The organism is Butyrivibrio sp. VCB2001 (assembly GCF_000423965.1).
GTDB lineage: Bacteria > Bacillota > Clostridia > Lachnospirales > Lachnospiraceae > Butyrivibrio.
In genome coordinates this window covers 38,840-61,969 of the sequence record NZ_AUIZ01000004.1, presented here as the reverse complement: position 1 = coordinate 61,969, position 23,130 = coordinate 38,840, and the positions used below count along the sequence as shown (strand labels likewise).

21 protein-coding genes are annotated in these 23,130 nt (G+C 44.5%); 20 read left to right on the top strand and 1 reads right to left on the bottom strand.

All coding sequences use genetic code 11. From position 1 onward, the window contains the following. Positions 1–188: 188 nt before the first annotated feature. The 12 genes from G589_RS21005 (at position 189) to G589_RS0106365 (ending at position 15,877) form a co-directional block, all read left to right on the top strand. On the top strand, positions 189–2,348 hold the full coding sequence (locus tag G589_RS21005; protein WP_051192220.1) for an HD domain-containing phosphohydrolase: 2,160 nt from the start codon (positions 189–191) through the stop codon (positions 2,346–2,348). Further along, positions 2,341–3,744, top strand: coding sequence for an NAD(P)/FAD-dependent oxidoreductase (locus tag G589_RS0106415; protein WP_026521505.1), 1,404 nt, complete (start codon positions 2,341–2,343; stop codon positions 3,742–3,744). Before G589_RS21005 ends, G589_RS0106415 begins: the two co-directional genes overlap by 8 nt. After that, on the top strand, positions 3,741–4,655 hold the full coding sequence (locus G589_RS19095; protein WP_242826426.1) for a peptidylprolyl isomerase: 915 nt from the start codon (positions 3,741–3,743) through the stop codon (positions 4,653–4,655). Before G589_RS0106415 ends, G589_RS19095 begins: the two co-directional genes overlap by 4 nt. A gap of 360 nt (positions 4,656–5,015) precedes the next feature. Next, the gene (locus G589_RS0106405; protein WP_026521504.1) at positions 5,016–5,546 is read left to right on the top strand and encodes a hypothetical protein; all 531 of its coding nucleotides are present in this window, start codon (positions 5,016–5,018) and stop codon (positions 5,544–5,546) included. A 31-nt stretch (positions 5,547–5,577) separates the two neighbouring features. After that, entirely contained in the window at positions 5,578–6,933 is a 1,356-nt protein-coding gene (locus G589_RS0106400; protein ID WP_026521503.1) for an ABC transporter substrate-binding protein, read from the top strand. Between the two features lie 77 nt (positions 6,934–7,010). Continuing rightward, entirely contained in the window at positions 7,011–7,898 is an 888-nt protein-coding gene (locus tag G589_RS0106395) for a carbohydrate ABC transporter permease (protein ID WP_026520537.1), read from the top strand. Between the two features lie 3 nt (positions 7,899–7,901). Next, positions 7,902–8,759 (top strand): carbohydrate ABC transporter permease, encoded by an 858-nt coding sequence (locus G589_RS0106390; RefSeq protein ID WP_035771683.1) that lies wholly within the window; start codon positions 7,902–7,904, stop codon positions 8,757–8,759. A gap of 114 nt (positions 8,760–8,873) precedes the next feature. After that, positions 8,874–10,616, top strand: coding sequence for a sensor histidine kinase (locus G589_RS0106385; protein WP_026521502.1), 1,743 nt, complete (start codon positions 8,874–8,876; stop codon positions 10,614–10,616). Next, positions 10,616–11,374: a response regulator transcription factor gene (locus G589_RS0106380; RefSeq protein ID WP_026521501.1), complete on the top strand. Its 759-nt coding sequence runs from the start codon at positions 10,616–10,618 to the stop codon at positions 11,372–11,374. The genes G589_RS0106385 and G589_RS0106380 overlap by 1 nt, the downstream gene beginning before the upstream one ends. Before the next feature lie 154 nt (positions 11,375–11,528). After that, entirely contained in the window at positions 11,529–13,625 is a 2,097-nt protein-coding gene (htpG, locus tag G589_RS0106375) for a molecular chaperone HtpG (RefSeq protein WP_026521500.1), read from the top strand. Positions 13,626–13,688: 63 nt separating this feature from the next. Continuing rightward, complete coding sequence (locus tag G589_RS0106370) at positions 13,689–14,705, top strand: hypothetical protein (RefSeq protein ID WP_026521499.1); 1,017 nt, start codon at positions 13,689–13,691, stop codon at positions 14,703–14,705. After that, positions 14,690–15,877, top strand: coding sequence for a hypothetical protein (locus G589_RS0106365; protein WP_026521498.1), 1,188 nt, complete (start codon positions 14,690–14,692; stop codon positions 15,875–15,877). Before G589_RS0106370 ends, G589_RS0106365 begins: the two co-directional genes overlap by 16 nt. A 172-nt stretch (positions 15,878–16,049) precedes the next feature. Here the strand turns inward: G589_RS0106365 and G589_RS0106360 are convergent, their stop codons facing one another. Further along, positions 16,050–16,232 carry a DUF4250 domain-containing protein gene (locus G589_RS0106360; protein ID WP_022768570.1) on the bottom strand — a complete coding sequence of 61 codons (183 nt, stop codon included), beginning with the start codon at positions 16,230–16,232 and terminating at the stop codon, positions 16,050–16,052. A 180-nt stretch (positions 16,233–16,412) separates the two neighbouring features. Between G589_RS0106360 and G589_RS0106355 the strand changes: the two genes are divergently transcribed. The 8 genes from G589_RS0106355 (at position 16,413) to G589_RS0106320 (ending at position 22,961) form a co-directional block, all read left to right on the top strand. Beyond that, complete coding sequence (locus G589_RS0106355) at positions 16,413–17,147, top strand: CpsB/CapC family capsule biosynthesis tyrosine phosphatase (RefSeq protein WP_035775534.1); 735 nt, start codon at positions 16,413–16,415, stop codon at positions 17,145–17,147. Positions 17,148–17,158: 11 nt separating this feature from the next. Continuing rightward, positions 17,159–17,893, top strand: a complete 735-nt coding sequence (locus G589_RS0106350; RefSeq protein ID WP_026521496.1) for a YveK family protein — start codon at positions 17,159–17,161, stop codon at positions 17,891–17,893. 11 nt (positions 17,894–17,904) lie between these two features. Further along, a complete protein-coding gene (locus G589_RS0106345) occupies positions 17,905–18,738 on the top strand; it encodes a polysaccharide biosynthesis tyrosine autokinase (protein WP_022768567.1) in 834 nt (277 codons plus the stop codon). A gap of 11 nt (positions 18,739–18,749) precedes the next feature. Beyond that, positions 18,750–19,253 (top strand): hypothetical protein, encoded by a 504-nt coding sequence (locus tag G589_RS19090; protein WP_035775533.1) that lies wholly within the window; start codon positions 18,750–18,752, stop codon positions 19,251–19,253. A gap of 2 nt (positions 19,254–19,255) precedes the next feature. Further along, the gene (locus G589_RS0106335) at positions 19,256–20,314 is read left to right on the top strand and encodes an LCP family protein (protein ID WP_026521495.1); all 1,059 of its coding nucleotides are present in this window, start codon (positions 19,256–19,258) and stop codon (positions 20,312–20,314) included. Positions 20,315–20,435: 121 nt separating this feature from the next. Beyond that, positions 20,436–21,092 (top strand): class B sortase, encoded by a 657-nt coding sequence (locus tag G589_RS19085; protein WP_196811851.1) that lies wholly within the window; start codon positions 20,436–20,438, stop codon positions 21,090–21,092. A gap of 53 nt (positions 21,093–21,145) precedes the next feature. Next, positions 21,146–21,787: a hypothetical protein gene (locus G589_RS0106325; protein WP_026521494.1), complete on the top strand. Its 642-nt coding sequence runs from the start codon at positions 21,146–21,148 to the stop codon at positions 21,785–21,787. A gap of 124 nt (positions 21,788–21,911) precedes the next feature. Beyond that, positions 21,912–22,961 (top strand): LacI family DNA-binding transcriptional regulator, encoded by a 1,050-nt coding sequence (locus G589_RS0106320; RefSeq protein WP_026521493.1) that lies wholly within the window; start codon positions 21,912–21,914, stop codon positions 22,959–22,961. The last annotated feature ends 169 nt before the right edge of the window (positions 22,962–23,130 follow it).

Genomic DNA, 23,130 nt, shown 5'->3' with positions numbered 1-23,130 from the left:
AAGTCAATTATTCATCAAAAAGTAATCGATGTGCCGTACTAAAATTATATCGCATATAATATAAAAAATGTATAAATATTGGCTGTTTGAGGGACATCTGATCTGCCCTTGTACCATAGTAAAAAAGCGCTAAATTTGGTATAATTAAAGGCGACCGGTTTTGCGCGACAGGTCAGGGGAGGAACACTTTGGATATAATCAGAAAACAGGAAACAAGGTCAGGGTTTGAAAAGTTTATTACCATGCTTGCCCTGATCATAGTGTGTATTCTTATAAACAGCGGCGGAGCACTTATATGTAACAGCTTAGGGCTTCCCTTGTACCTTGATCTTATCGGTACAATGATAGCTGCGATGCTTGGCGGATATATACCGGGCATAATCGTGGGCCTTATGGGACCGGTTCTGACAACCCTAACATCAGACCCCATGGCCATTTCTTATGGAGCTTTAAATGTTTCTGTGGCAATTGTCACTGCGTTTTTCTACGATCGCGACTGGACCAAAAAGATACAGGGCATAATTTCCATGATCGTCATTGATGCGATCATCGGTGGCGTGTTAGGCGCGCTTATCACCTGGTATCTCTACGGCTTTGGAGCGGAGGATACTTCCTCAGGCCTGGTTGCATCCATCCATAATCTTGGGATATTTTCAGCCTTTACATCAGAGCTTATAGCAGACTTTCTTATTGACCTCGTTGATAAGGTTATCAGTGTGTCTTTTGCCCTTATAATAGTGCAGATCCTGCCTGCCAAATTCAAGAGCCGCTTTCATATCCACGCCTGGAAGCAGGCACCTCTTACTTCTGAAATTGTAAAAGAGTTCCACAAAAAGAAGAGCAGACAGATGTCCTTAAGGCTAAAGCTTGTATCCCTGATCACCGTGGCATCGTTCCTTATCGGCGCATCAGCCATGGCCATCAGCTACTACATCTACTACAACAGTCTTGTGGACAGAGAGACAGAGCTTGCAGAGGTCATTGCCAAAAGAGCTGCCTCCTTCGTCGACGGAGATCGTATAGATGAGTTCATTGAAAAGGGCGAGTCAGCAGAAGGCTACAACGAGATATATAAAGAGCTTGAGGAGATACTTACAACTTCCGATGACATAGTTCAGTATGTCTATGTCTACAAGATAATGGAAGATGGCTGTCATGTTGTGTTCGACATTGATACAGAAGATGTACCCGGAGGAGAACCCGGAGACGTAGTGGGATTTAAAGAGACAATCGGAGAGTACAGGACAGGTCTTTCTGAGGCAGAAGAGGTTGAGCCTATAGTTGTCAATGACAAGTTTGGCTGGGTCCTTACAGTGTTTGAGCCCGTAATGGATTCTGCCGGGAAAGTCGCTGCCCATGCAGGTGTCGACATTTCCATGCACCAGATCATGATGCAGGCAAGGAGTTTCAGAGTCAGGATAATCTCTCTTTTCTTCGGCGTCTTTGCTCTTATCCTTGCTGTGAGTCTGTACTTTGTTGAGTACCAGATGATCCTTCCGCTGAACACCATGGCATATACGGCTTCGATCTTTACGCAGGACAGGGATGAGTCTCTTCGTGACACGGTTGAGCTCTTTAACAAGATCGACATCGAAACCGGTGATGAAACAGAGAACCTCTATCTGGCGTTCTCTGAGATGACAGAAGACAACCTGAACTATCTGGAAGACATAAAGCACAAAAACGAGACCATCAGTATCATGCAAAATGCGCTGATCATGGTTCTTGCCGACATGGTTGAGAGTAGAGACCAGAACACCGGCGAGCATGTTAAAAAGACTGCCCGTTACACCGGTATCATTATGGACGAGCTCAAGAAGGAAGGCATATATTGTGACAAACTGACGGATAAATTTGTGTCAGATGTCATAAAATCCGCACCTCTTCATGATATCGGCAAGATCAAGGTCTCCGACAGGATCCTCAATAAGCCTTCAAGGCTCGATGATGAAGAGTACAAGAAGATGAAGGATCACACTCTTGCAGGAGCTGATATAATAGATCAGGTTATTGAAAAGGTTCCTGAATCCGACTACCTCAAGGAAGCAAGGAATCTGGCGCTGTACCATCACGAGAGATGGGACGGCAAAGGCTATCCGATGGGACTTTCCGGAGAGGATATTCCTCTCTCTGCAAGGATAATGGCGGTTGCGGATGTCTTTGACGCACTGGCTTCAGACAGGTGTTACAAAAAGGCATTTTCAATTGATGAGTCCATGGATATAATATTGGAGGGCTCCGGAACACACTTTGACCCCAACATCGCCCTGGCTTTTTCAAATGCCAGAGATGAGGTAAGAAAAGTGATAGAGAGCACCAGGAATCAAAAAAGGAGTATTTATGACTAAGAATTATGATGTAGTAATTATCGGCGCAGGCCCCGGCGGAATCTTCTGTGCCTACGAACTTATGGAGAAAAGGCCTGACCTTAAGGTTCTCATAGTTGAGAAGGGCCGTTCGATAGAGAAAAGAAATTGTCCCAAGCGTGTGACAAAGACCTGTGCAGGCTGTAAGCCCTGCTCCATCACAACAGGTTTTGCTGGAGCCGGAGCATTTTCAGACGGCAAGCTCTCTCTTTCACCCGATGTAGGAGGAAATCTTCCCGAGATCCTCGGTTATGACAAGGCCACAGAGCTCATCCACGAGTCGGATGAGATCTATCTTAAGTTTGGCGCAGACAAGAATGTCTACGGTATCGACAAGGAAGCAGAGCTTCGCGAGATCAGAAGAAAAGCTATCGGAGCGAACCTTAAGCTTGTTGAGTGCCCTATCAGACACCTCGGAACAGAGGAGGGCTACAAGATCTACTCAAGACTTCAGGAGCATATCCTGAAGCAGGGCGTAGATATCGAGTTTAACACTATGGTGACAGACATCGTTGTCGAGGATGGAAGAGCCACAGCTATTATCACCGACAAGGGCGATACATTTGCTGCAAAAGAGATTGTCAGCGCCGTTGGACGTGAAGGAGCCGACTGGTTTAAGGACAAGTGCGAGGAGATCGGCATTGAGACAAGTCCCGGAACTGTTGATGTGGGTGTAAGAGTAGAAGTCAGGGATGAGGTAATGCAGTTCCTTAACGAAAACCTCTACGAGGCTAAGCTCATCTACCACACACCTACCTTTGACGACAAGGTAAGAACCTTCTGCACAAATCCTTCTGGCGAAGTTGCAACTGAATATTACGAGGGCGGACTTGCTGTTGTAAACGGCCACGCATATAAGGGAAAAGAGTTTAAGACAAACAATACAAACTTTGCACTCCTGGTGTCCAAGAACTTTACCAAGCCTTTCAAGACACCTATTGAGTACGGCAAGAAGATAGCAGAGCTCTCAAACATGCTATGCGGAGGCAAAATCCTGGTTCAGACCTACGGCGATTTCAAGCGCGGCAGAAGAACCACTGAGGAGAGGCTTTGCAGAAACAATCTTATACCTACACTTAAGGATGCTGTTCCCGGCGATCTTTCGCTGGTATTCCCTCACAGGATCATGGTTGACCTCGATGAGATGATACAGGCGCTCGATAAGGTAACTCCGGGTATTGCTTCTGATGAGACACTGCTCTACGGCGTAGAGGTTAAGTTCTACTCCAACAAGGTTATCGTAAACAAGGACTTTGAGACCAGCATTAAGGGGCTCAGGGCTATCGGAGACGGTGCAGGCGTTACAAGAGGACTTCAGCAGGCCAGCGCCAACGGACTCTCTGTTGCCCGCAGCATAATAAAGGCACTTGAATCATGAAAAAAAGACTAACGGCAGCAGCTCTTTTGCTAATGCTAATACTTTCAGGATGCTCGGCTTCCCTCCCCTATAACAAGGTGGTATTTACCACCGGCTTTGAGAAGGACGAAGTCTTTAGGATCGAGGATTCAACCTGCTCTTTGGCTGAGGCGTATGTCTACCTTGTAGGAACTCAGTCGGGTTATGAGAATACCTTCGGAAAAGACATCTGGATGGCCCAGACAGATTCAGGCACAGTAGAGGAGAGGTTAAAAGAGTCTGTCCTTGCCAAGATTGCCCAGATAAAGGTGATGAATCTTCTGGCAAGGGAGAATGAGATCACACTTGATGAGTCCGAAGAACAGCTCGTTTCGGCAGCAGCACAGGAGTACTTTGACCAGCTCTCCGATGCTAATAAAGAGGCTATGAACGGCGTTACCTATGAAGATATTGAGGGCATTATAAGAGAGCAGGCAATAGCAGATAAACTCTATGATTACATCATAAGAGACATCAATCCCGAAATCTCGGATGATGAGGCCAGAACCATAACCGTTGAGCAGATCCTGATAAAGACCTATTCCCTGGATAGTGAAGGAAACAAAGTTCCCTTTAGCGATGGTGAGAAGGATGCTGCTTACAGAAGATGCAGAGAGGTTTTCAAGAACCTGTTAAACGGCGGAAGCTTTGAGGAACTAATGGCCCAGTACAACGAAGCGGATGAAGGCACGATCTCTTTTGGCAAAGGCGAAAAAGATACTGAATTTGAGACAGCGGCCTTTAATCTCGGAACCGATCAGACGAGCGAAATTATAGAGACAGCAGACGGCTATGTGATACTTAAGTGTATCAGCACCTTTAACCGCGAGGAGACCGAAGCAAACAAGGTCAAGATTGTGGCCGAGAGAAAACGTGAGGTTTTCGGAGCCTAGTATGATGCCTTTGTGGCGACTCTTACCAAGCAGCTCAATGAAAAGCTCTGGGACAGCGTTGAACTCATCGAGGATGAAAACGTTACTGCCACCGGATTCATGGAAGTCTACGAGAAATATTTCAACTCATAAGCATATTTTTTACTTTTATCCGTCATAATTTACAATGGTTTAGCACTTGTGTAAAAACAAGTGCTTTTCTTTTTGTCTAAAATGCATAAAATTTGCAAACAAAGAATTAACTTTCTGTTAAAGAAGTAAAAAATGTGCTTGTTGAGGTAAAAGAAATCCATTCTATCAGATAACTTGATTGGATATAGTTAAGTTGTAGTAAGTTTTACTGAAACGGGGAATAAGAGTATGAAAAAATTAAGAGTATATAGTTTAGCAATTACAATGCTGTTTGTTCTTACCGTACTTGGAGGATGTGGAAGTAAAACTGAAAAATGGGCTTATGATTATGAGCCCACGGAAGCTGTGATTGCTCTCTCAGAAGATGGTAAGGCTACTTATAAGGGGAATGAGTACACTTACACCAAGGACGATACCTACATAACTCTCAAGGATGAGAACGGAGAGCAGCAGAAGATCCGTTATGAGATGAACGGAGATAAGATGACCCTGTATGAAGAGTCGACCTACACCAGAAGTGGTGAGGGAGAGGGTGTTGTTGGGAACTGGCTCCAGGGAAATGGTTGGTCCTATGTTTTTACAGACAGTGGGGAATTCAGTGAGGAGAACATTTTCTTTGGACATTACACAGTGGATGAGGAGAAATCCAGGATCAAGCTTATGTACGACGAACCGATGGAGGATGCATATCTTTATTACACTTTAAACGGTGACAAACTTACGGTTGCTTACCCATGGCCAATGGTCAGGGTTCAATAAAATAATACTTTCAACAAAGGAGAGGTGTGTTATGAAAATGAAGCGAATTGTTTCAACCTTGTTGGCGGGAGTTATGGCTATGTCTCTCGTCGCATGTGGCGGATCTTCTGCACCTGCAGAAACCGCACCTGCAGAGCCTGCAGCAACAACCGCAGAGCCCGCAGCTGAGCCGGCAGCAGAGCCTGCTGCAGTAGAGAATACCGACTCTTCAGAGCCTATTTCTCTTACAATGTGGTGTATCGCAACTGAGAGTGATTCAAACCGTCACGCTTATGAAGCAGCTATAGCTGATATGCAGGCTAAGTATCCCAATGTTAACTTCACATGGGAAGCTTTTGAGAACCAGTCTTACAAGACAAAGATCAAAGCTGCTGTATCTGCTAACGAGATGCCTGATATCTTCTTCACATGGTCATGCGCATTCCTTGGTGACTTCGTTGATGCAGGTAAGGTTTACTGCCTCGATGATGCTTATCAGAACTGGAAGAGCGAACTTCCTGAGAACATGCTTGGCAACACAACTTATGATGGCAAGCACTACGGCGTTCCTACAACAATGAACATTGTTGGTCTGTTTGCTAACATGGAGCTCCTTGAGAAGGTTGGCTACACAGAGATTCCCGGAACATATGATGAGTTTATCGCATGCTGCGACAAGCTTAAAGAAGCAGGAATCATTCCTTTCGGATGTGCAGGAAAAGAGACATGGTGTGTAACTGAGTATCTTGAGTCTGTTATCGAGAAGAGCGCAGGCGCTGACACTCTTAATGACATCTTCCTTGGAAGAGCAACATGGGATAATCAGGACGTTACAGACGCTGTTGATACATTCCAGAAGCTTGTAACAGATGGTTACTTCGATCCTTCAGGAATCGGCCTTACAAACGACGAAGTTAAGAACAACTTCATGGCTGGCAAGTATGCATTCTACATGAACGGAACATGGAACTGTGCAGACTTCGCAGCAAACGAAGAGTTCTTCCCTAAGGTAAAGGTTGGTGAGTTCCCTGTAATCAACGCTGACAAGGCTAAACTTGGACAGCTCATCGGTGGACCTTCAGATACACTTGCAGTAGCAGCTTCTTCACCTAACGCTGCAGCAGCTGCTGACTATGCTTTCGAGCTTGGTAAGCTTATCTGCCACTATGGCTACCTTGATGGATGTGGACTTCCTGCATGGACACCTTACGGTGACACAAGCAGCGTAAACGGACTTACACAGACTGTATCTGAGATCTGCAGCAAGGCTGACAGCTTCGTACTCTTCGGTGATACAGCTATGTCTGCTGACGATGCAAATACATATCTTTCATATGTTGATCAGGTTTATGGATGCCAGGTTGACGGAAAAGCATTTACTGACGGTCTTGCAAAAGACATTAGGTAATATTTAACATTACATCGGTCCTTCCTGCGTTTCTTTGGGAATACAGAAAGGACCGATTTTTTTGGAAGGTTGCTTGTATGAATAAAAAAACTGCGGATATACAAAAAGGGATTACCATATTTTTGTTTCTTCTCCCTGCATTACTGCTATTTGTGAGCATTCTGATCGCGCCTATCGCTGTATCTGTTTACAGAAGTATGTATGACTGGAATGGCTTCTCGGAAGGAACTTTTATCGGGTTTAACAACTATATCGAATTATTTACAAACGGATCTATCAAGTTCATGACAGGTCTTAAGAACTCACTTATACTGGCTTTCTTTTCAGTGTTTGTTCAGCTGCCGTTTTCTCTTTTCCTGGCACTTCTTCTTGGAAGACGCCCAAAGAAAGAGAGATTCTTTCTGTCAGTATTCTTTATGCCTGTACTGATTTCAACTGTGGTAATTGGCCAACTTTGGCTTAAGATATATAACCCTGATTACGGTCTTTTAAACAGATTCCTCGATGCTGTTAATCTTGGAAGCTGGAAGCACGTATGGGTTGGTGAAGTAAAAACTGCTCTTGGAGCGATCATAGTTCCTACTGTATGGCAGTATATCGGATACCATATGCTCCTTATGTACGCCGGAGTAAAAGGCGTATCCACCGACCTCAGGGAAGCAGCAATGCTTGACGGCGCAACACCTACGCAGGTTGACAGGTACATTGTTATACCTATCATCAAGCCTATCATCAGAGTAAGCGTTATCTTTGCGGTTACCGGTTCACTTAAGACCTACGACCTTGTAAGGATCCTGACAGAGGGCGGACCATTCCAGACCACTGAAGTTCCGAGTACTCTTCTTGAGAACATGCTGTTCCTTAGGAATAGATACGGAATGGGAAGTACCATTTCTGTAATGCTTATTTTACTCTGCTTTGCATTTGCGCTGGCGATAACAGCAATATTTAGGGAGAGGGACTAAACAATGGGGAACACTAATTCAGATATAATCAAAAAAACTAATCCGGCCGCCAAAGTCCTGATGTACATTTTCCTTGGGATCTGGGCGCTGATAAATCTCTTCCCTATTTACTTCATGTTCACTTTCTCACTTAAGTCAAACGAAGAGATTTTCGGAGCAAACATTGTCGGACTTCCGAGGGAATGGCTCTGGACCAACTACACCAGAGCACTTGGCACCGGCAACATGCTGCTTTACTTCTTTAACAGCTTACTTGTAACAACACTTGCCATCGCGATTTCTCTTTTCGCAGCCATGATGGCAACCTATGCGATAACAAGAATCAGCTGGAAGCTCAATAAGCTCACCAATGCATTCTTTATGCTGGGTCTTACCATTCCGATCCAGGCTTCGATCGTTCCTGTTTATGTAGTGCTTTCAAAGCTTCACTGGCTCAATAAGTATTCAACACTTATTGTTCCTTACTCTGCATTTGCTCTGTCAATGTCAATCCTTATCTGTACTGGATTCATGGTAGAGATACCCTATGCTTTGGACGAAGCTGCAAGGATAGACGGATGTTCTCTTACGGGAACGTTCTTCAGGATCATTCTTCCTCTTATGAAGCCTGCAGTATCAACGGTTGGTGTCTACTCATACCTTCAGTGCTGGAACGAGTTCATGTTTGCGAATGTATTCATTTCGGATTCTCAGCACAGAACACTTCCTGTTGGTATCAAAGCTCTTTCCGGAGCCTACACCACAGACTGGGGCCCAATTGGTGCGGCGCTTTGTATAGCTACATTCCCTACACTGATCTTTTACTTATTCTTAAGTGGCAAGATTCAGGAGAGTTTCATTGCCGGAGCGGTAAAGGGATAAAGGATAAGATTATTAGCAGACCTGTCACCCGGGCTCGTGGGCCCGGACGGCAGGTTTCTTTAATGTTGAAAACATGGTATCTTATATTTTATGAAGGAAAAAAATCAGGAAAAAATGAATACTTCCTTATCTAACAAGCTAAAACAGCTGATCCTCGGGATCGGTCTGGTTGTGACGGTTGTCTTTTTGGTGTCCATCTATTTCATCACTGAAAGTGAAAAAAAGAATTACGGAATGAGAGAGTCCGAGAAAGTCCTGCGTACTCTGTCAAGCAATATATCCAGTGATATAGCAAGGTATTCTGAACTCTCGAGACTTATTATGACTGAGGACAGGGTGGTTAAGTTCCTCAGGGCGGATTCGGATATAGTGGATATCAGTATGATAAATGATGCCAGATACGGCGTCATGGATATCCTCAATGTCACTGAAGGTGTGGACACGGTCATGGTCTTCAGGGAAGATATGATCATGTTTGCCACCAACAGATTTACCTACGAATATGACTACGAGCGTATGACTTCAGATACGTGGAGAAAAGACATATATGAGGGCAAAGGAAAGGCTGTTGTTTCCCTTAATTCAAACAATGTTGCCAAAAAGCTTGGAAACAAGCCGATGGTAACCATCGCCAGAGCTATTTATGACCTGGATTCCCAGCAAAGAACAGGTCTTATGATGATGAATATTTCTTCGGCTATCTTTAACAGGATGCTGGTAGATCTTAGGTATACCGATATTTGTATCATGGGAAGTGATGGCTCATTTCTTGCAGGCAACAGAAATCTTGCGCCTTATTTCGACAGCTCTTTTATCTCAAAAGACATTGTCCATAAGGATATAACAATAGAAGGCGAAAAGGGACTTGCTTCCGGCTGCAGAGTTGGAAATATGCCCATAGTTTTGCTTAAGGTCTCTACTTACGGCAACGAGGTAGTGCCTTTTACCGCGATAAACGTCCTGATATTTATGCTTGCCATATTTGTTGTACTGGCGCTCTTTACAGGCTCTTTTATCAGCAGAAACATAACCGATCCGGTGTTCAAGCTCTCCTCTGCCATGGAGAAAAACAGAGCTTCGGGCGAACTTAAGAAGATCGATGTTGAGGTCAGCAGCAGTGAGTTTGACATGCTTGAGGGCGACTACAACAACATGATCGACCACGTTAACGAGCTGATCGACAGACTCATGGAGAAGGAAAAGACCCTTCAGAGGGCCGAGATGCGTGTGCTCCAGGAGCAGATAAAACCGCACTTCCTCTATAACTCCATCGAGACCATAGGCTACATGGCGCTGGATGCGGGAGCTGACAAGGTTCATGACGCGCTGGAGACCATGGGAAGCTTCTACCGCAACTTCCTTAGCAAGGGCGGCAGAGATATACCGTTCTCAAGGGAGATTAAGATTGTACAGGACTATCTGTCCCTGCAAAAACTCAGATATGGGGATATAATAGAAGATGAATATGATATACCCGAAGAGACAGAGAACTTTATCATCCCTAAACTTATCCTTCAGCCGCTGGTTGAAAACAGTATCTACCACGGCATCAGATTAAAAGGTGAGAAGGGTCTTATCAGTATTTCGGCCTACATCGATGAAATCGAGGGCGAGGAGTATCCCGAGAGGGAGCTTCACATCATAGTCAAAGATACCGGTGTTGGAATGGATCAGGATAAGATCGACAAGATCCTCTCTGCTGATGAGAAGGACAGGCCGGAGGAGGCGGATGAGAGCTTCGGACTTTGGGGAACAATTCAGAGAATCAGAATGTACACGGGCAAAAAAGACTGCGTTAAAATAGAAAGTGAACCCGGTGAGTACACCAGAATTGAAATAACCATTGGAGCAAAATGATGAACAGAGCACTGAGAGTAATGATAATAGATGATGAGGAATCCGCAAGAAAACTGATGCGAGCAGCCATTGACTGGGACAGCCTCGGAATGGAGGTTGTTGGAGAAGCAGCCAGCGGAATTGAGGCCATCAATATCATTGACGACCTTCGCCCGGATATTGCCTTTGTTGACATCTCCATGCCCTTTATGGATGGAATCGAGTTCACGGAAGTTGCCACTGCACGTTACCCCAAGCTCATTATCATCATCATGACTGCCATCGATAAGTTTGAGTATGCCAGAAAGTGCGTAAGCCTCCCGGTATTCGACTATATGCTAAAGCCCATGGTAAGGGCTGAGATCACGCCGGTTTTGGAGAGAGCGGCGGACAAGCTCAAGAAGGAAAAAGACTACTGGGAAGAGCAGAAGTCAGATGAAGAGGGCGGAGCTTCCGAAGAGAGCTCCACGGATATGATAACCAGGTATCTTGAGGAGAACTTCACGGACAAGGAATTAAACCTTGCGTTTATAGCCCAGCACTTCGGCTTCTCAGCAAGTTATTTATCAAGAAAATTCAAGGCAGATACGGGGAAAAAGTTTGTTGAATATCTTACGGACCTTCGAATGAAAAAGGCCATGGAGATAGCAAAAGGAAATGTAAAGATGTATCAGGCTGCTGCAGAAGTGGGAATTCCCGATCCCAACTATTTCAGCCGCTGCTTTAAGAAATATACCGGAATGAGCTATTCCGACTATGTTGCAGAACACGTAAAATGATAAGAAATGCATTTGTTAGCACTCACCCTTGGTGAGTGCTAAATTTTTGTTGACTTTTGGTTGTGGGGGTCTTAAACTATTTTCTGTACGATGATAGATGTACATTTTTTGCCCGATGGGCGAATGCAATATATAGAAAAAGGGAGTGAGAATTATGGCTTCAAAAAAAGGTAATTTATCAATCAACAGCGAGAATATGTTTCCGATCATCAAGAAATGGCTCTATTCAGACCACGATATCTTTTACAGAGAAGTGATCTCTAACGCCTGCGATGCCATCACCAAGATCAAGAAGATGGATATGATGGGCGAGTACCAGCTTCCCGATGATTTCAAGCCTCGCGTGGACATTATATTAAACGACAAGGACAAGACCATCAAGATCGTGGATAACGGTATCGGTATGACAGCTGAGGAGGTTGAGGAGTACATCAACCAGGTGGCATTTTCAGGTGCTACAGATTTCCTTAACAAGTACAAGGACAAGGCCAATGCCGATCAGATCATCGGTCACTTCGGACTTGGTTTTTACTCAACCTTCATGGTTTCTGATTCTGTAGATATCGATACTCTTTCATACAAGGGTGGCACACCTGTACACTGGACCTGCGATGGCGGTTCAGACTTTGAGATGGAAGACGGTACCAAGGCAGAAGTCGGTACAACAGTAACACTTCACCTCTCAGAGGACTGTCTTGAGTTCTGCAACGAGTATAAGGCAAGAGAAGTTATCCAGAAATACTGCTCATTCATGCCTTACGAGATCTATCTGTCAAAAGAGAATGAAGAGGGAACAGAGACTATCAAGGCTTCAGAGAAGCTTGAGTCAGATACAGTGATCGAAGAGGTTCATCCTGAGAAGAAGGAAGGCGAGACAGAGGAGCCTGAGCTTCAGTACAAGATAAAGAGAAGACCTGAGCTTCTTAATGATATCCATCCTCTTTGGGCTAAGACCCCCAAGGACTGTACAGACGAGGAGTACAAGGAGTTTTACAGAAAGGTCTTCAGAGACTACAAGGAGCCACTTTTCTGGATCCACCTCAACATGGATTATCCTTTCAATTTAAAGGGTATCCTGTACTTCCCTAAGATCAACATGGAGTTTGAATCCATCGAGGGAACAATCAAGCTCTACAACAACCAGGTATTTATCGCAGATAACATCAAGGAAGTAATTCCTGAGTATCTGATGCTCCTTAAGGGTGTTATCGATTGTCCTGACCTTCCTCTTAACGTATCAAGATCAGCTCTTCAGAACGATGGTTTTGTCAAGAAGATCTCTGAGTACATTTCAAAGAAGGTTGCTGAGAAGCTTGCAGGTCTTTGCAAGACTGATAAAGAGAACTATGACAAGTACTGGGACGACATCAGCCCATTCATCAAGTATGGTTGCCTTCGCGATGACAAGTTCTGCGAGAAGATGACAGACTACATCCTCTTTAAGAACCTGGATGGCAAGTACCTTACAACTCCTGAGGCTCTTCAGATCAACAAAGAGGCTGAGGAAGAAGCTAAGAAGGCTGAGGCTGTTGATGAGAATGGCGAGAAGGTTGAGGCTGAAGTGGTTGACGAGGGCAAGAAAGCCGAGACTGCTGAGGATGCTGCCAAGGCAGATGATGCCAAGGAAGAGGACAAGGAGCCTCGCACCATCTACTACGTAACAGACGAGCAGCAGCAGAGCCAGTACATCAACATGTTCAAGGCTCAGAAGATGGAAGCATTCGTTATGAAGCACAACATCGACGTTCCTTTCATGGAGCAGCTTGAGCGCAAGAACGAGGGCATCCGCTTTAAGAGAATCGACGCTGACCTTACAGATACCTTTAAGTCCAGAACTTCCAAGAAAGCAGCAGCTGAGCTTGAAGAGAAGGAGAAAGAGCTCTCAGAGAAGATCAAGAAAGCTCTTAAGAACGACAAGCTCACTGTTAAGCTTGAGAAGCTTAAGGATAAGAAAGTTTCATCAATGCTTACTGTATCCGAGGAGTCCCGTCGTATGGCAGAGATGATGAAGATGTATGCCATGAACGGAATGGGAATGGGCGACTTCGGAGCAGAGGGACAGACCCTTATCTTAAATGCTAATCATCCTCTTGTTCAGTATGTGATGGAGCATGAAGATGGCGAGAACACCAAGACCATCTGCGAACAGCTCTATGATCTTGCACGCATCCAGAATGCACCTCTTGAGGGCGAAGCAATGACCAAGTTTGTACAGAGAAGCAACGAGATCATGATGATCCTTGCTAAATAAGATGTAGATATTTAGGGAAACGCTCTCTAAAGCGTTTCCCTTATTTGTTGGATTGGATTTTTTATGTGGAATTATATTAAAGGTCTTTTAACCATTTTGTTATCCTTTAGAATTAAATCGCCGGTTCCTTACTGGGGAAAGCTCTTTGGCCTGGATGCGATTTTTAAGCTTCTTGCTGAGGATAAGTTTTCGCCTTATATAACGAAAGACGGCTATAAGTGCAATGATGTTCTGGTAAGTGAAAGCGGAAGATGGGTCATGATCGTAGGAGAAATTTATCCGATACCCCTTATTAAGGGACTTTCCGGACTTGAAAATGAGTTTGAAATGATAGACGGCGAATCGGTTATGATAAATGTCAAGACGCACAGGCCGGGACTTGTCAAAATGGCTCTCAGAGAGCTCTTTCCACCACTGGCACTTAGAATTGATGATACTACCTATGATGATCTTCCGAGTAATCGCGCCAAAGCTTTTAAGAAAGTATGGTCCGGAGATTACAAAGAACTGGCCTATGCTGACTGGTTTGAAGTAAGATACCTTTGGGAGAGGGAGTATTCAAAGCTTCTTAGTGGAAAGGCCACTGATGAGGAAATAGAAGAATCTCTTAAAGAGATTACCGAGGAACACATCGTCTACAAGCAGATGTTTCGAAGAGTCCTTCTTGATGATGAGCTCAAGACCATTGCAAAGGCTATTAAAAATGGTGAGATAGAAAGGCCGTATGCTCTTTTTGACATAACAAACTATTCCGATGAGTACTGTGTATGTAATGGAATAAATGTCCTCAAAAGGATCGGATATCCTGCAAATAAAGAATGGATGGGCTTTCTTTTTGATTGCCTTAAGGATATTAAGAAGTCATACTTTAATGATGCGATTGCTGTTCTTAAGAATATGTTTCCTAAGGATGAACTTATCGCTCGTATTGATGCGGATATAGTAAAGGCCCATGATGCCGACGATCTTGTCTGGGCAGCAGGACTCATAAGCTTGTCAAAAGAGATCAAGTATGAGATAACTCTTAAAGAAACAGATAAAGAAAAGGAAAAAGCAGTAAGCACATGTGGAACTATTTAAAAGGGTATTTCAGGAGCGGAGAATTATTCAAAAAGATTTACTGGGTATTTATAACCCTTCTTTGTTCCTTTATTGCATTGGCATCAATGCCGATTGGACTTCTGGTATTCGGCGCTCCGGCAGTTCTTTTAATAAAACATACAGCAGAGAGATTTGCTCACGACCAGGTCGTACCTTACTGGGGAGATAAGTTCCTTAAGAGTGAGATATACAGACTTCTCGCGGGAGAGAAATTCCGCCCCTACGTGACAAGTAAAGGCAAGAAAGTTAAGGATGTACAAGTAAGCAGCAGCGGAAGGTGGGTATACATCAAAGGAAAGTACTATCCACTTGCACTGGTCAAGAGATTTGATTTTAGAAGCCATGACGACAAATGTTTTGTTTACATGATTGATGGAGTATATGGCGGTGAGCAGGAGTGGTCCGGAAACAAGAAGATAACAGAAGCGCTGAAGGAACTTATGGGCACTGTATCAGACTATCCGGAAGAAATATGCAAAGAGGCTTTTGACGCGGTCAAGGCAGACATGCACCTTTCGACTTCCAGATTTGCTACCGCGGACTGGAATGAATTCAGATATCAGTGGGAACAGAAGTGCCGTGCGAAATTTAATGGCATTGAAAAAGGTAACCTTGGGAAGAAACGAATAAAAACGCTGATATCCCCGGATAATATCAAACCGGTCTTTTTTAAGAAGACTCTGACCGATCTTGAAATTGCATCAATATGTGAAGGAATAAAAAACGGCAGTGTCAAAAATGGTGATGCTTTTGCAGATTTAGGCAGGTATACGAAGGATATCTATGTCCTCAACGGAGTAAAGCTCTATGAAAAACTAGGGTTTCCTGACAACTTAAAGGCGGAAGATTTCCTCTTTGACTGCATTAGGGACATTGAGAAGCCCTACTTTGATGATGCTATCAGGGTGCTTTCGGAATTTCCGAGAGAACACCTTATTGCAAGTATAGAAAGATATGTGAAAAAAGCCCATGATGACGGGGACTACGTTTTCGGCGCAGGACTTATCGCCCTCGCCAGAACAATAAACTATGAGATCAGCCTGGAAAAAGAGGCTGCAGAAGGATTTTCGGCAGAAGACGTAAAAGAGTTTGAGACTACTGCGCAAGGCGAGCAGCAACAAGGCGCCGTGGCCGTGAAATTTCAGGCGTGAGTCAGTGGGGAGTCAGTGGGGACGGTTCTCTGGGGGAGTCAGTGGGGACGGTTCTCTTTGACTCCCTTTTGCTTAGGTATTCTATACCTTTTGATCATCAAAAAAGGGAGTCAAAGAGAACCGTCCCCACTGACTCCCCCAGAGAACCGTCCCCACTGACTCCCCATTGATTTTATTTAAATTGGTTTACCTCTTCGTCATATTTATACCCAACACCTTCAAGTTTTCCCACCATCTCTTTTACCTCTTCCTCACTCATATCAAGGCCCTCAGCGAGCTTATCAAGGCTTGAGTAGTTGTCCCTTAGCTGCGTATTTACATAGCTTAAAAGTATAATCGGATCCTGCGGAAGCATATAATTTTTCTCCTTTTTCTAACATGGTTTTGATGATATTTAAATCATACCATATCTTGATAAAATTTCTATAAATCACCACAGAATGTTGAAACCACGCGTTTTGCTGTAGTATAATTATTATGATATATTGTATTATTTTATATCAATTTATGGTGAGGAATTTCTTTTCATCAATTTATGAGTAAACTTGAGCCGACTATTGATATACATTGTCACATCCTGCCGGGGGTCGATGACGGGTCACCCGACATGGCTACGAGCCTGGAAATGCTGAGGATTGCTGACAAAAACGGGATCACACATCTGATACTGACTCCGCATCACAAGCCCATGCATCACAATGTGAGCCCTGAGCATAACGTGGTCTACAGGAAAAAGCTCCAGGAGGCTGCCAAGGAAGCAGGTATAAAGGCAAAGCTCTTTTCCGGAAACGAGATCTACTACAGCGATGAGACCATGGAGGAGCTTATAGAGGGCAAGATATGTTCTCTTGCCGGGAGCGACTATGTGCTTGTGGAGTTTCATCCGACAAACCCTTACAAGGCGATACAAAATGCCGTGAGCAGGGTCCAGGCAGCGGGCTTTATTCCCATAATTGCTCATGTGGAGAGGTACAGTGACATCGTATCGCATCCGGCAAGGGTAAAAGACCTTATAGAAATGGGAAGCTTTATTCAGGTTAACGCCTCAAGCATCATGGGTAAGTATGGATTTGGCATAAGCCATTTTACAAAGAAGCTCCTAAAGGAAGAGCTGGTGCACTTTATTGCATCCGACGCTCACGATACCGGGCGCAGAGCACCCAATCTTCTTGATTGCAGGAACTATATAGAGAGAAAATATGGCGAAGATTACGGGAAGAAGCTCTTTTTCACCAATCCCGCCAATGTGATAAGAAATGAACTAATCTAAGAGGAGTGTCCATGGGGAATAGGGACGACATAATTGAAATCAATCTGGGGGAACTATTTTCGGTACTTCTGGGCAGGGCCTTTCTGATAATCAGCGCAGGTATCTTTTTTGGTCTTGCGGGGCTTTTTGTCAGTAAGTTTGTACTGCACCCTGTCTACGATTCTACCACCAAGATCTACATCCTTAACAAAGAAGAAAACCAGACCGTGACATATTCCGACGTGCAGATATCCACACAGCTCACCCAGGACTATGCGGAGCTGATAAAGAGCAGATATGTTATCGAGGAGGTCATCCAGAGGCTCAACCTTGTGGATGTGGACTACGAGGATCTTTCAAAGGTTCTCAAGGTCGATACACCTTCCGATACCCGAATAGTTGCGATAACTGCCAGGGACGAGGATCCTTTGATGGCTATGCAGATAGCCAACTGCATCAGAGAAGTGGCCAGTGAGCACATCACCAACGTTATGGATATCGACGCCATCAACGTTGCTGAGACAGCCAATGTTCCGACTCAGAAGTCCGGACCAAGCGTCATGAGATGGGGCATAATTGCAGGATTTTTGGGAGCTGTAATAATTGCTTTCTTCGCAATCCTTGAATACCTTTTGGATGACACCATTAAGAGCAACGACGATGTTGAGAGATACCTTGGGCTCAGCACCCTTGCTCTTGTTCCGCTGACAACAGAAGAGACGGATAAAAAGAAATCCAAGAAGTCCGACAAGAAAAAGAAGAAGTAGGGGGAGGGTGTATGCAGAGCGCGAAGCTTCATTTTAGTCAGTCAGAAAACAACTATCAGATAAAAGAAGCATATAAGACCCTCCGAAGCAACGTGGAATTCAGCGGACAGAACGTCAGAGTTATCTCTGTCACCAGCTGTACTCCGGGAGAGGGCAAGACCACCGTGGCTATGGCACTGGCAAGAGCCTTTGCGGAAGCAGGTAAAAAGACTGTTCTGGTGGATGCCGACATGCGTAAGTCAGTGCTGGTGGGCAGATACCGTACAGGTTCGGTAAGACTCGGCCTTACCCACTGCCTGGTTGGAAGAGAGAGGCTCTCGAGTGTTATCTGTGAGACCGATACTCCAAATCTCTACGTTGTCTTTGCAGGACCTGTTCCGCCAAACCCCAGTGAGCTTCTGGGTGGAAGGATTTTTGGAAAAGTCCTTGAGAACATGAAGCAGGTATTTGATTACGTTATCATAGATACTCCGCCGCTGGGAAGCGTTATCGACGCGGCGGTTGTAGCCAAGCAGTGCGATGGAACCATCATGGTGATTGAGAGTAATTCCATCAGCTACAGATTTGCTCAGAGAGTTAAGGACCAGCTTGATAAGGCCGGTGCCAAGATGCTGGGCGTTGTACTCAATAAGGTTGATATCTCCGGCAAGGGATATTACGGACATTACGGCAGCTACTATGGCAAGTACTACGGCAAGTATTACGGCAAGTACTATGGAAAGTACGGAGAGGATAATCCCGAGACTTCGGGAAGACCAAGACCCGCTCCGGTAGCGGATATCGAGCCTGATGACGATGATCTTAATGAGCTTAATTATTTATCGGGAGTAACGAGGAAAGATTGAGGGGATTGTAAGTGAGAGGAAATATTCTTGGAATATTCTTTTCCATATTGAGTGGGGTACTGATTTTTCTCATTGTGGTGGCCTACACAAGGAGCGATCGCACAGCTCCGGAGTTTCGGTTTTCTGCGACTGACATCATCTATGATTCGCAGACCACGGACAACAACCTAAAGGTCGGAATAAACGCCTACGATTCCAAGGACGGAGACCTTACCAGCAGGATTGTTGTAGAGAAGGTAGTACTTAACAGGGAAAAAGAGACTGCGGTTGTATATTATGCAGTCGCAGATTACAGCGGAAACGTCACCAAGCAGTCCAGAGTTTTTCCTGCAGACATTGCAGACATAGACAGCTTCGGAGATTCCTCAGAGACCATGGAGGATCCGATGTTTCCAAACATAGCTGCGTCTGATACAGACATCTTATCAGGCGAAGAAGAGACATCTACAGGAGAACAGGAAGCCGGCGAAGAGGCATCATCTGCTGAGAATTCTGCCGGCAATCAGGAGCCGTAAACATGCGAGGAAAAGGCAGAGTCTTTCTCATTATCTGGGCCAGTGTCATGACACTTATCGTGCTTGTCATGGCAGGGTTTGAGGCAGTGAGATTCTTTGGAAAATCAAATCTTAGTTCCAAATCTGCAACCAGCACACCTATGCTTGTGCAGGGAGAAGAACCTGTGAGCGAAAGTGCGGGCGTAGCATGGCAGTCGGACTGGGTAAGATATGACGGCTCTGTTTATGATTACAACGAGAACATTACAACTTTCCTGATCATGGGAATAGATAAAAAAGACGAGGTCGTAACGCCGGTTGCCGAGGGAATGGACGGAGGACAGGCCGATGCGCTGTTCCTGCTGGTCTTAAATCCCGACGAGGAGACCATAAAGATAATCGGCATTAACCGTAACTCCATGACCAACGTTGATATCTATGACGAGTACGGAAGATATCAGAATACAATAGTGGCTCAGATCGCGATCCAGCACGGCTTTGGCGACGGAATGGAAAAGAGCTGTGAATACCAGGTGAAGGCTGTTTCAAGCATGTTTTATCAGCTTCCGATCCACGGCTATGCGGCCATCAACATGAGTGCAATCCCTGAGATCAATGATCAGATCGGCGGAGTTGATGTAGATGTAATAGAGGATCTCACCAAGTGGGATAAAGAGCTTTATGAAGGTGCGCAGGTTCATCTGACGGGGGAACAGGCCTTTACATATCTTAAGTGCAGAGATATGTCTGAGTCCGGCGGAAGTGATAAAAGGCTTGAAAGGCAGCGTCAGTATCTTAATGCCTTTATTGACGTGGCAAGAGAAAAGAGCCTTCAGGACCCGAATGCTGCTGTAGAGCTTTTTACAGCAATAAAAGATAAGATGGTTACGGATATAACGGTGGATGAGATCAGCTATCTTGCACCGGATCTGACCAAATACAAATTTGATGACACTGATTTTAAGATGATAAAAGGAAAAACACAGATAAACGACATCTATGATGAGTTTATTGTAGATGACGATGACCTGTATAAGACTATCATCGAGACTTTTTATAAAAAAATTGACTACCTGGACTAAACTAATGTCGAAAATATGCCGATACAAACATATAGATAGGTATGCCTTCGGGAAAGTGCTTGCTGTGCTCATGGCTATAGCTCTCCTGTCAGGATGTGCTAAAGACGGGACAACGCAAGCTGTGGCTGAGAGTACTGAAAGTAGTGAGGAAAGCCACGTTGATATCGCAAAGCTTAGGGAAACCAATGAAGATATCTTTGCGTGGATAAACGTTCCGAACACCTCAATCGATTATCCTGTGCTGCAGAGTTCCGATGGAGATGACTCTTTTTACATAAATCACAATGTGAATAAAGAGACAGATCCTAAGGGTGCCATATATACCGAATGCGCAAACTTAAAGGACATGTGTGATTTCAATGAAGTTCTGCACGGCTCATCGCCTGAGGACGGAACCATGTTTGCGGATGTCCAGAAGTTTCTGGACAGAAAGTATTTTGAAGAACATCCTTACATATATGTGTATATGGAAGGAAATGCACTTATATATTATGCCTTTGCAGCTTACAGCCGCAGTAATACGAGGCTGCTTGAGGAGTACGACTTTACCTGTGCATCAGGCTGCCAGGCTTTTCTTGACGAGATTTACAACTCCAGGTCCATGACCAAGAACATCCGAAGCGGATGGGAAGGAGCCGTGGCACCTGAGAATTTTATCATAACTCTGACTACTACTGACAATACTGATCCTTCAAAGCAGATTATCGTTGTTGGATGTCTTGTAGGTGATGTAATGGGAAAGATAGACAGGGAAATAGATTATTCTGAGCCTGAATGATATTACTTATCATGGGAATATAGATTCTAGAAAGAAAGTATGGAGGCGCGAAAATGAAAAAAATCATAGCACTTGCACTTGCATCGGTTCTGTTTGTCACATCATCTATCTGCGTATTTGCTGCGGATGAAGTAAGTAGTGTACAGAGTCCAACGCCAAAAGAGATCATGGAAAAGCTCGAGGAGCTCGAAAAAGAGAATGCAGAGCTCAGAAAGAGCATCTCTGATCTTACAAAGGCTGTACAGGCAAGCAACAGAGGCGGCGGTGGCGGCGGATCATCAAAACCATCTGCTCCTACAAGCGGCGGAAACTATGTTAATTTCGGCGGAACCATGACATATCAGGGCGGCAAGATTGAGATAAACGGCGGCAGAAGTAATGTTACCTTTACCATTAAGGCACCTGCAGGCGGAACAATCACCTCTGCAAACAGTCTGGCAGGAAAGGTTGGCGGAAGCCTTGTAAGCTGCATAGAGACAAGTTCTCCCGGTGTTGCATTCTCAACAGCTAAGGTTAACTTCTTCTTGGCAGGCGTTCAGCCCGGCGACAATATTGCTGTATATCAGGCACAGGGCGGCAGCTGGGTACAGCTTCCTGTTGTTGAGATTCGTAAGGATCATGTAGTTGTTAATATGACACGCCACGGAAGTCTTGCATTTATCAGAGTTCCTGTAATGGCTTCAATTACACAGTAAAAGAAAGTTCAGAAAGAGGGCGCACCCAATGTGCCCTCTTTTTTTGTACTATCTTGACAGGTTATATTCAATCCCGTAATATTAATTTTGAAATCGGTTTCAGAAAGCTTATGACGGAGTGATTATGGATAAAGACAAAGCGGGCAATGGCAAGACGATTACGATTTACGATATAGCAGAGGAGGCAGGGGTTTCTGCGTCCACTGTTTCGCGCGTACTCAACGGAAGTGCTTCTGTACGCAAGGAAAAGAAAGAAAGAATACAGAAGCTCATTGAGAAATATAACTTTAAACCCAATGCCCTGGCCAAGGGACTATCTGATACTGCCACAAAGAACATCGGTATTATAGCTGCGGATGTCAGAAACCCTTATTATTCCGCACTTTTTGTGGCCTGTGAACTGGCTGCCGAGAAGGCCGGTTACAGCGTTGTGCTCTCCAACAGCTTTGGTGAAATTGAAAGAGAAAAGGCTCAGCTGGATATCATGCTGCAGCAGAAGGTTGACGCCATCATACAGATGGGTGGAAGAGTTGACGACCTTATTACAGATGAGGACTATGCTCTTAAGGTCAGAGGGATCTGTGAGAAGACCCCCGTCATTGTTACCGGTAAGCTCGATAAGACTTCAGTACACAGCGTTGTCATAGATGAATCCGGAGCTATGGATACTGTAATGGAACATCTCATAGGTCTGGGGCATCAGAAGATTGCTCTGGTAGGCGGAGAGATGAGGGTTACTTCCACTTACAACAAGTACCTCAAATACCAGGAAGTTTTAAGAAAACATGGAATCAAGGAAAAAGGTGAATATGTAATCAACGGTACATACGATCCTGAATCAGGATATGAGTGTACCAATAAGATCCTTGAACTTGAAGACAGACCGACTGCCATTATAGCGATCAACGACTTTGCTGCCAGTGGTGCAGTAAGAAGTATCCGTGAACATGGCCTTAGAATTCCGGAAGATATATCGCTGGTCAGCTTTGATAATACTTATATTGCAGATCTTACCATTCCAAAACTCACCAGTATTGACTACGATTATGAGAACTACGGAAGAGTCCTGATTGATACAGCGATTGCAGCTGCCAGGGGAGAAGAGGTAGAAGCTGTTCAGATCATCACTCCGAAGCTTGTCATAAGAGAGAGTTCGGGAGAGGCAGGCAAATAATATAAACAAACGTTTTTTGATATTGTAAATAATTACGGCGAAGTCAACAAAATGACTTCGCTTTTTTGTTGCATATCGCCAAAATTGCAATCGGTTTCAGAAATACTGTTGACTTTTATAGTGCAAACATGATTAAATTAAATTATGAAATCGGTTGCAAAAGGTAATA

Coding starts and splice junctions, on each gene's coding strand:
- G589_RS0106415 (WP_026521505.1), top strand. CDS start 2,341: ATGACTAAGAATTATGATGTAGTAATTATCGGCGCAGGCCCCGGCGGA.
- G589_RS19095 (WP_242826426.1), top strand. CDS start 3,741: ATGAAAAAAAGACTAACGGCAGCAGCTCTTTTGCTAATGCTAATACTT.
- G589_RS0106405 (WP_026521504.1), top strand. CDS start 5,016: ATGAAAAAATTAAGAGTATATAGTTTAGCAATTACAATGCTGTTTGTT.
- G589_RS0106400 (WP_026521503.1), top strand. CDS start 5,578: ATGAAAATGAAGCGAATTGTTTCAACCTTGTTGGCGGGAGTTATGGCT.
- G589_RS0106395 (WP_026520537.1), top strand. CDS start 7,011: ATGAATAAAAAAACTGCGGATATACAAAAAGGGATTACCATATTTTTG.
- G589_RS0106390 (WP_035771683.1), top strand. CDS start 7,902: ATGGGGAACACTAATTCAGATATAATCAAAAAAACTAATCCGGCCGCC.
- G589_RS0106385 (WP_026521502.1), top strand. CDS start 8,874: ATGAATACTTCCTTATCTAACAAGCTAAAACAGCTGATCCTCGGGATC.
- G589_RS0106380 (WP_026521501.1), top strand. CDS start 10,616: ATGAACAGAGCACTGAGAGTAATGATAATAGATGATGAGGAATCCGCA.
- htpG (WP_026521500.1), top strand. CDS start 11,529: ATGGCTTCAAAAAAAGGTAATTTATCAATCAACAGCGAGAATATGTTT.
- G589_RS0106370 (WP_026521499.1), top strand. CDS start 13,689: ATGTGGAATTATATTAAAGGTCTTTTAACCATTTTGTTATCCTTTAGA.
- G589_RS0106365 (WP_026521498.1), top strand. CDS start 14,690: ATGTGGAACTATTTAAAAGGGTATTTCAGGAGCGGAGAATTATTCAAA.
- G589_RS0106360 (WP_022768570.1), bottom strand. CDS start 16,232: ATGCTTCCGCAGGATCCGATTATACTTTTAAGCTATGTAAATACGCAG.
- G589_RS0106355 (WP_035775534.1), top strand. CDS start 16,413: ATGAGTAAACTTGAGCCGACTATTGATATACATTGTCACATCCTGCCG.
- G589_RS0106350 (WP_026521496.1), top strand. CDS start 17,159: ATGGGGAATAGGGACGACATAATTGAAATCAATCTGGGGGAACTATTT.
- G589_RS0106345 (WP_022768567.1), top strand. CDS start 17,905: ATGCAGAGCGCGAAGCTTCATTTTAGTCAGTCAGAAAACAACTATCAG.
- G589_RS0106335 (WP_026521495.1), top strand. CDS start 19,256: ATGCGAGGAAAAGGCAGAGTCTTTCTCATTATCTGGGCCAGTGTCATG.
- G589_RS0106325 (WP_026521494.1), top strand. CDS start 21,146: ATGAAAAAAATCATAGCACTTGCACTTGCATCGGTTCTGTTTGTCACA.
- G589_RS0106320 (WP_026521493.1), top strand. CDS start 21,912: ATGGATAAAGACAAAGCGGGCAATGGCAAGACGATTACGATTTACGAT.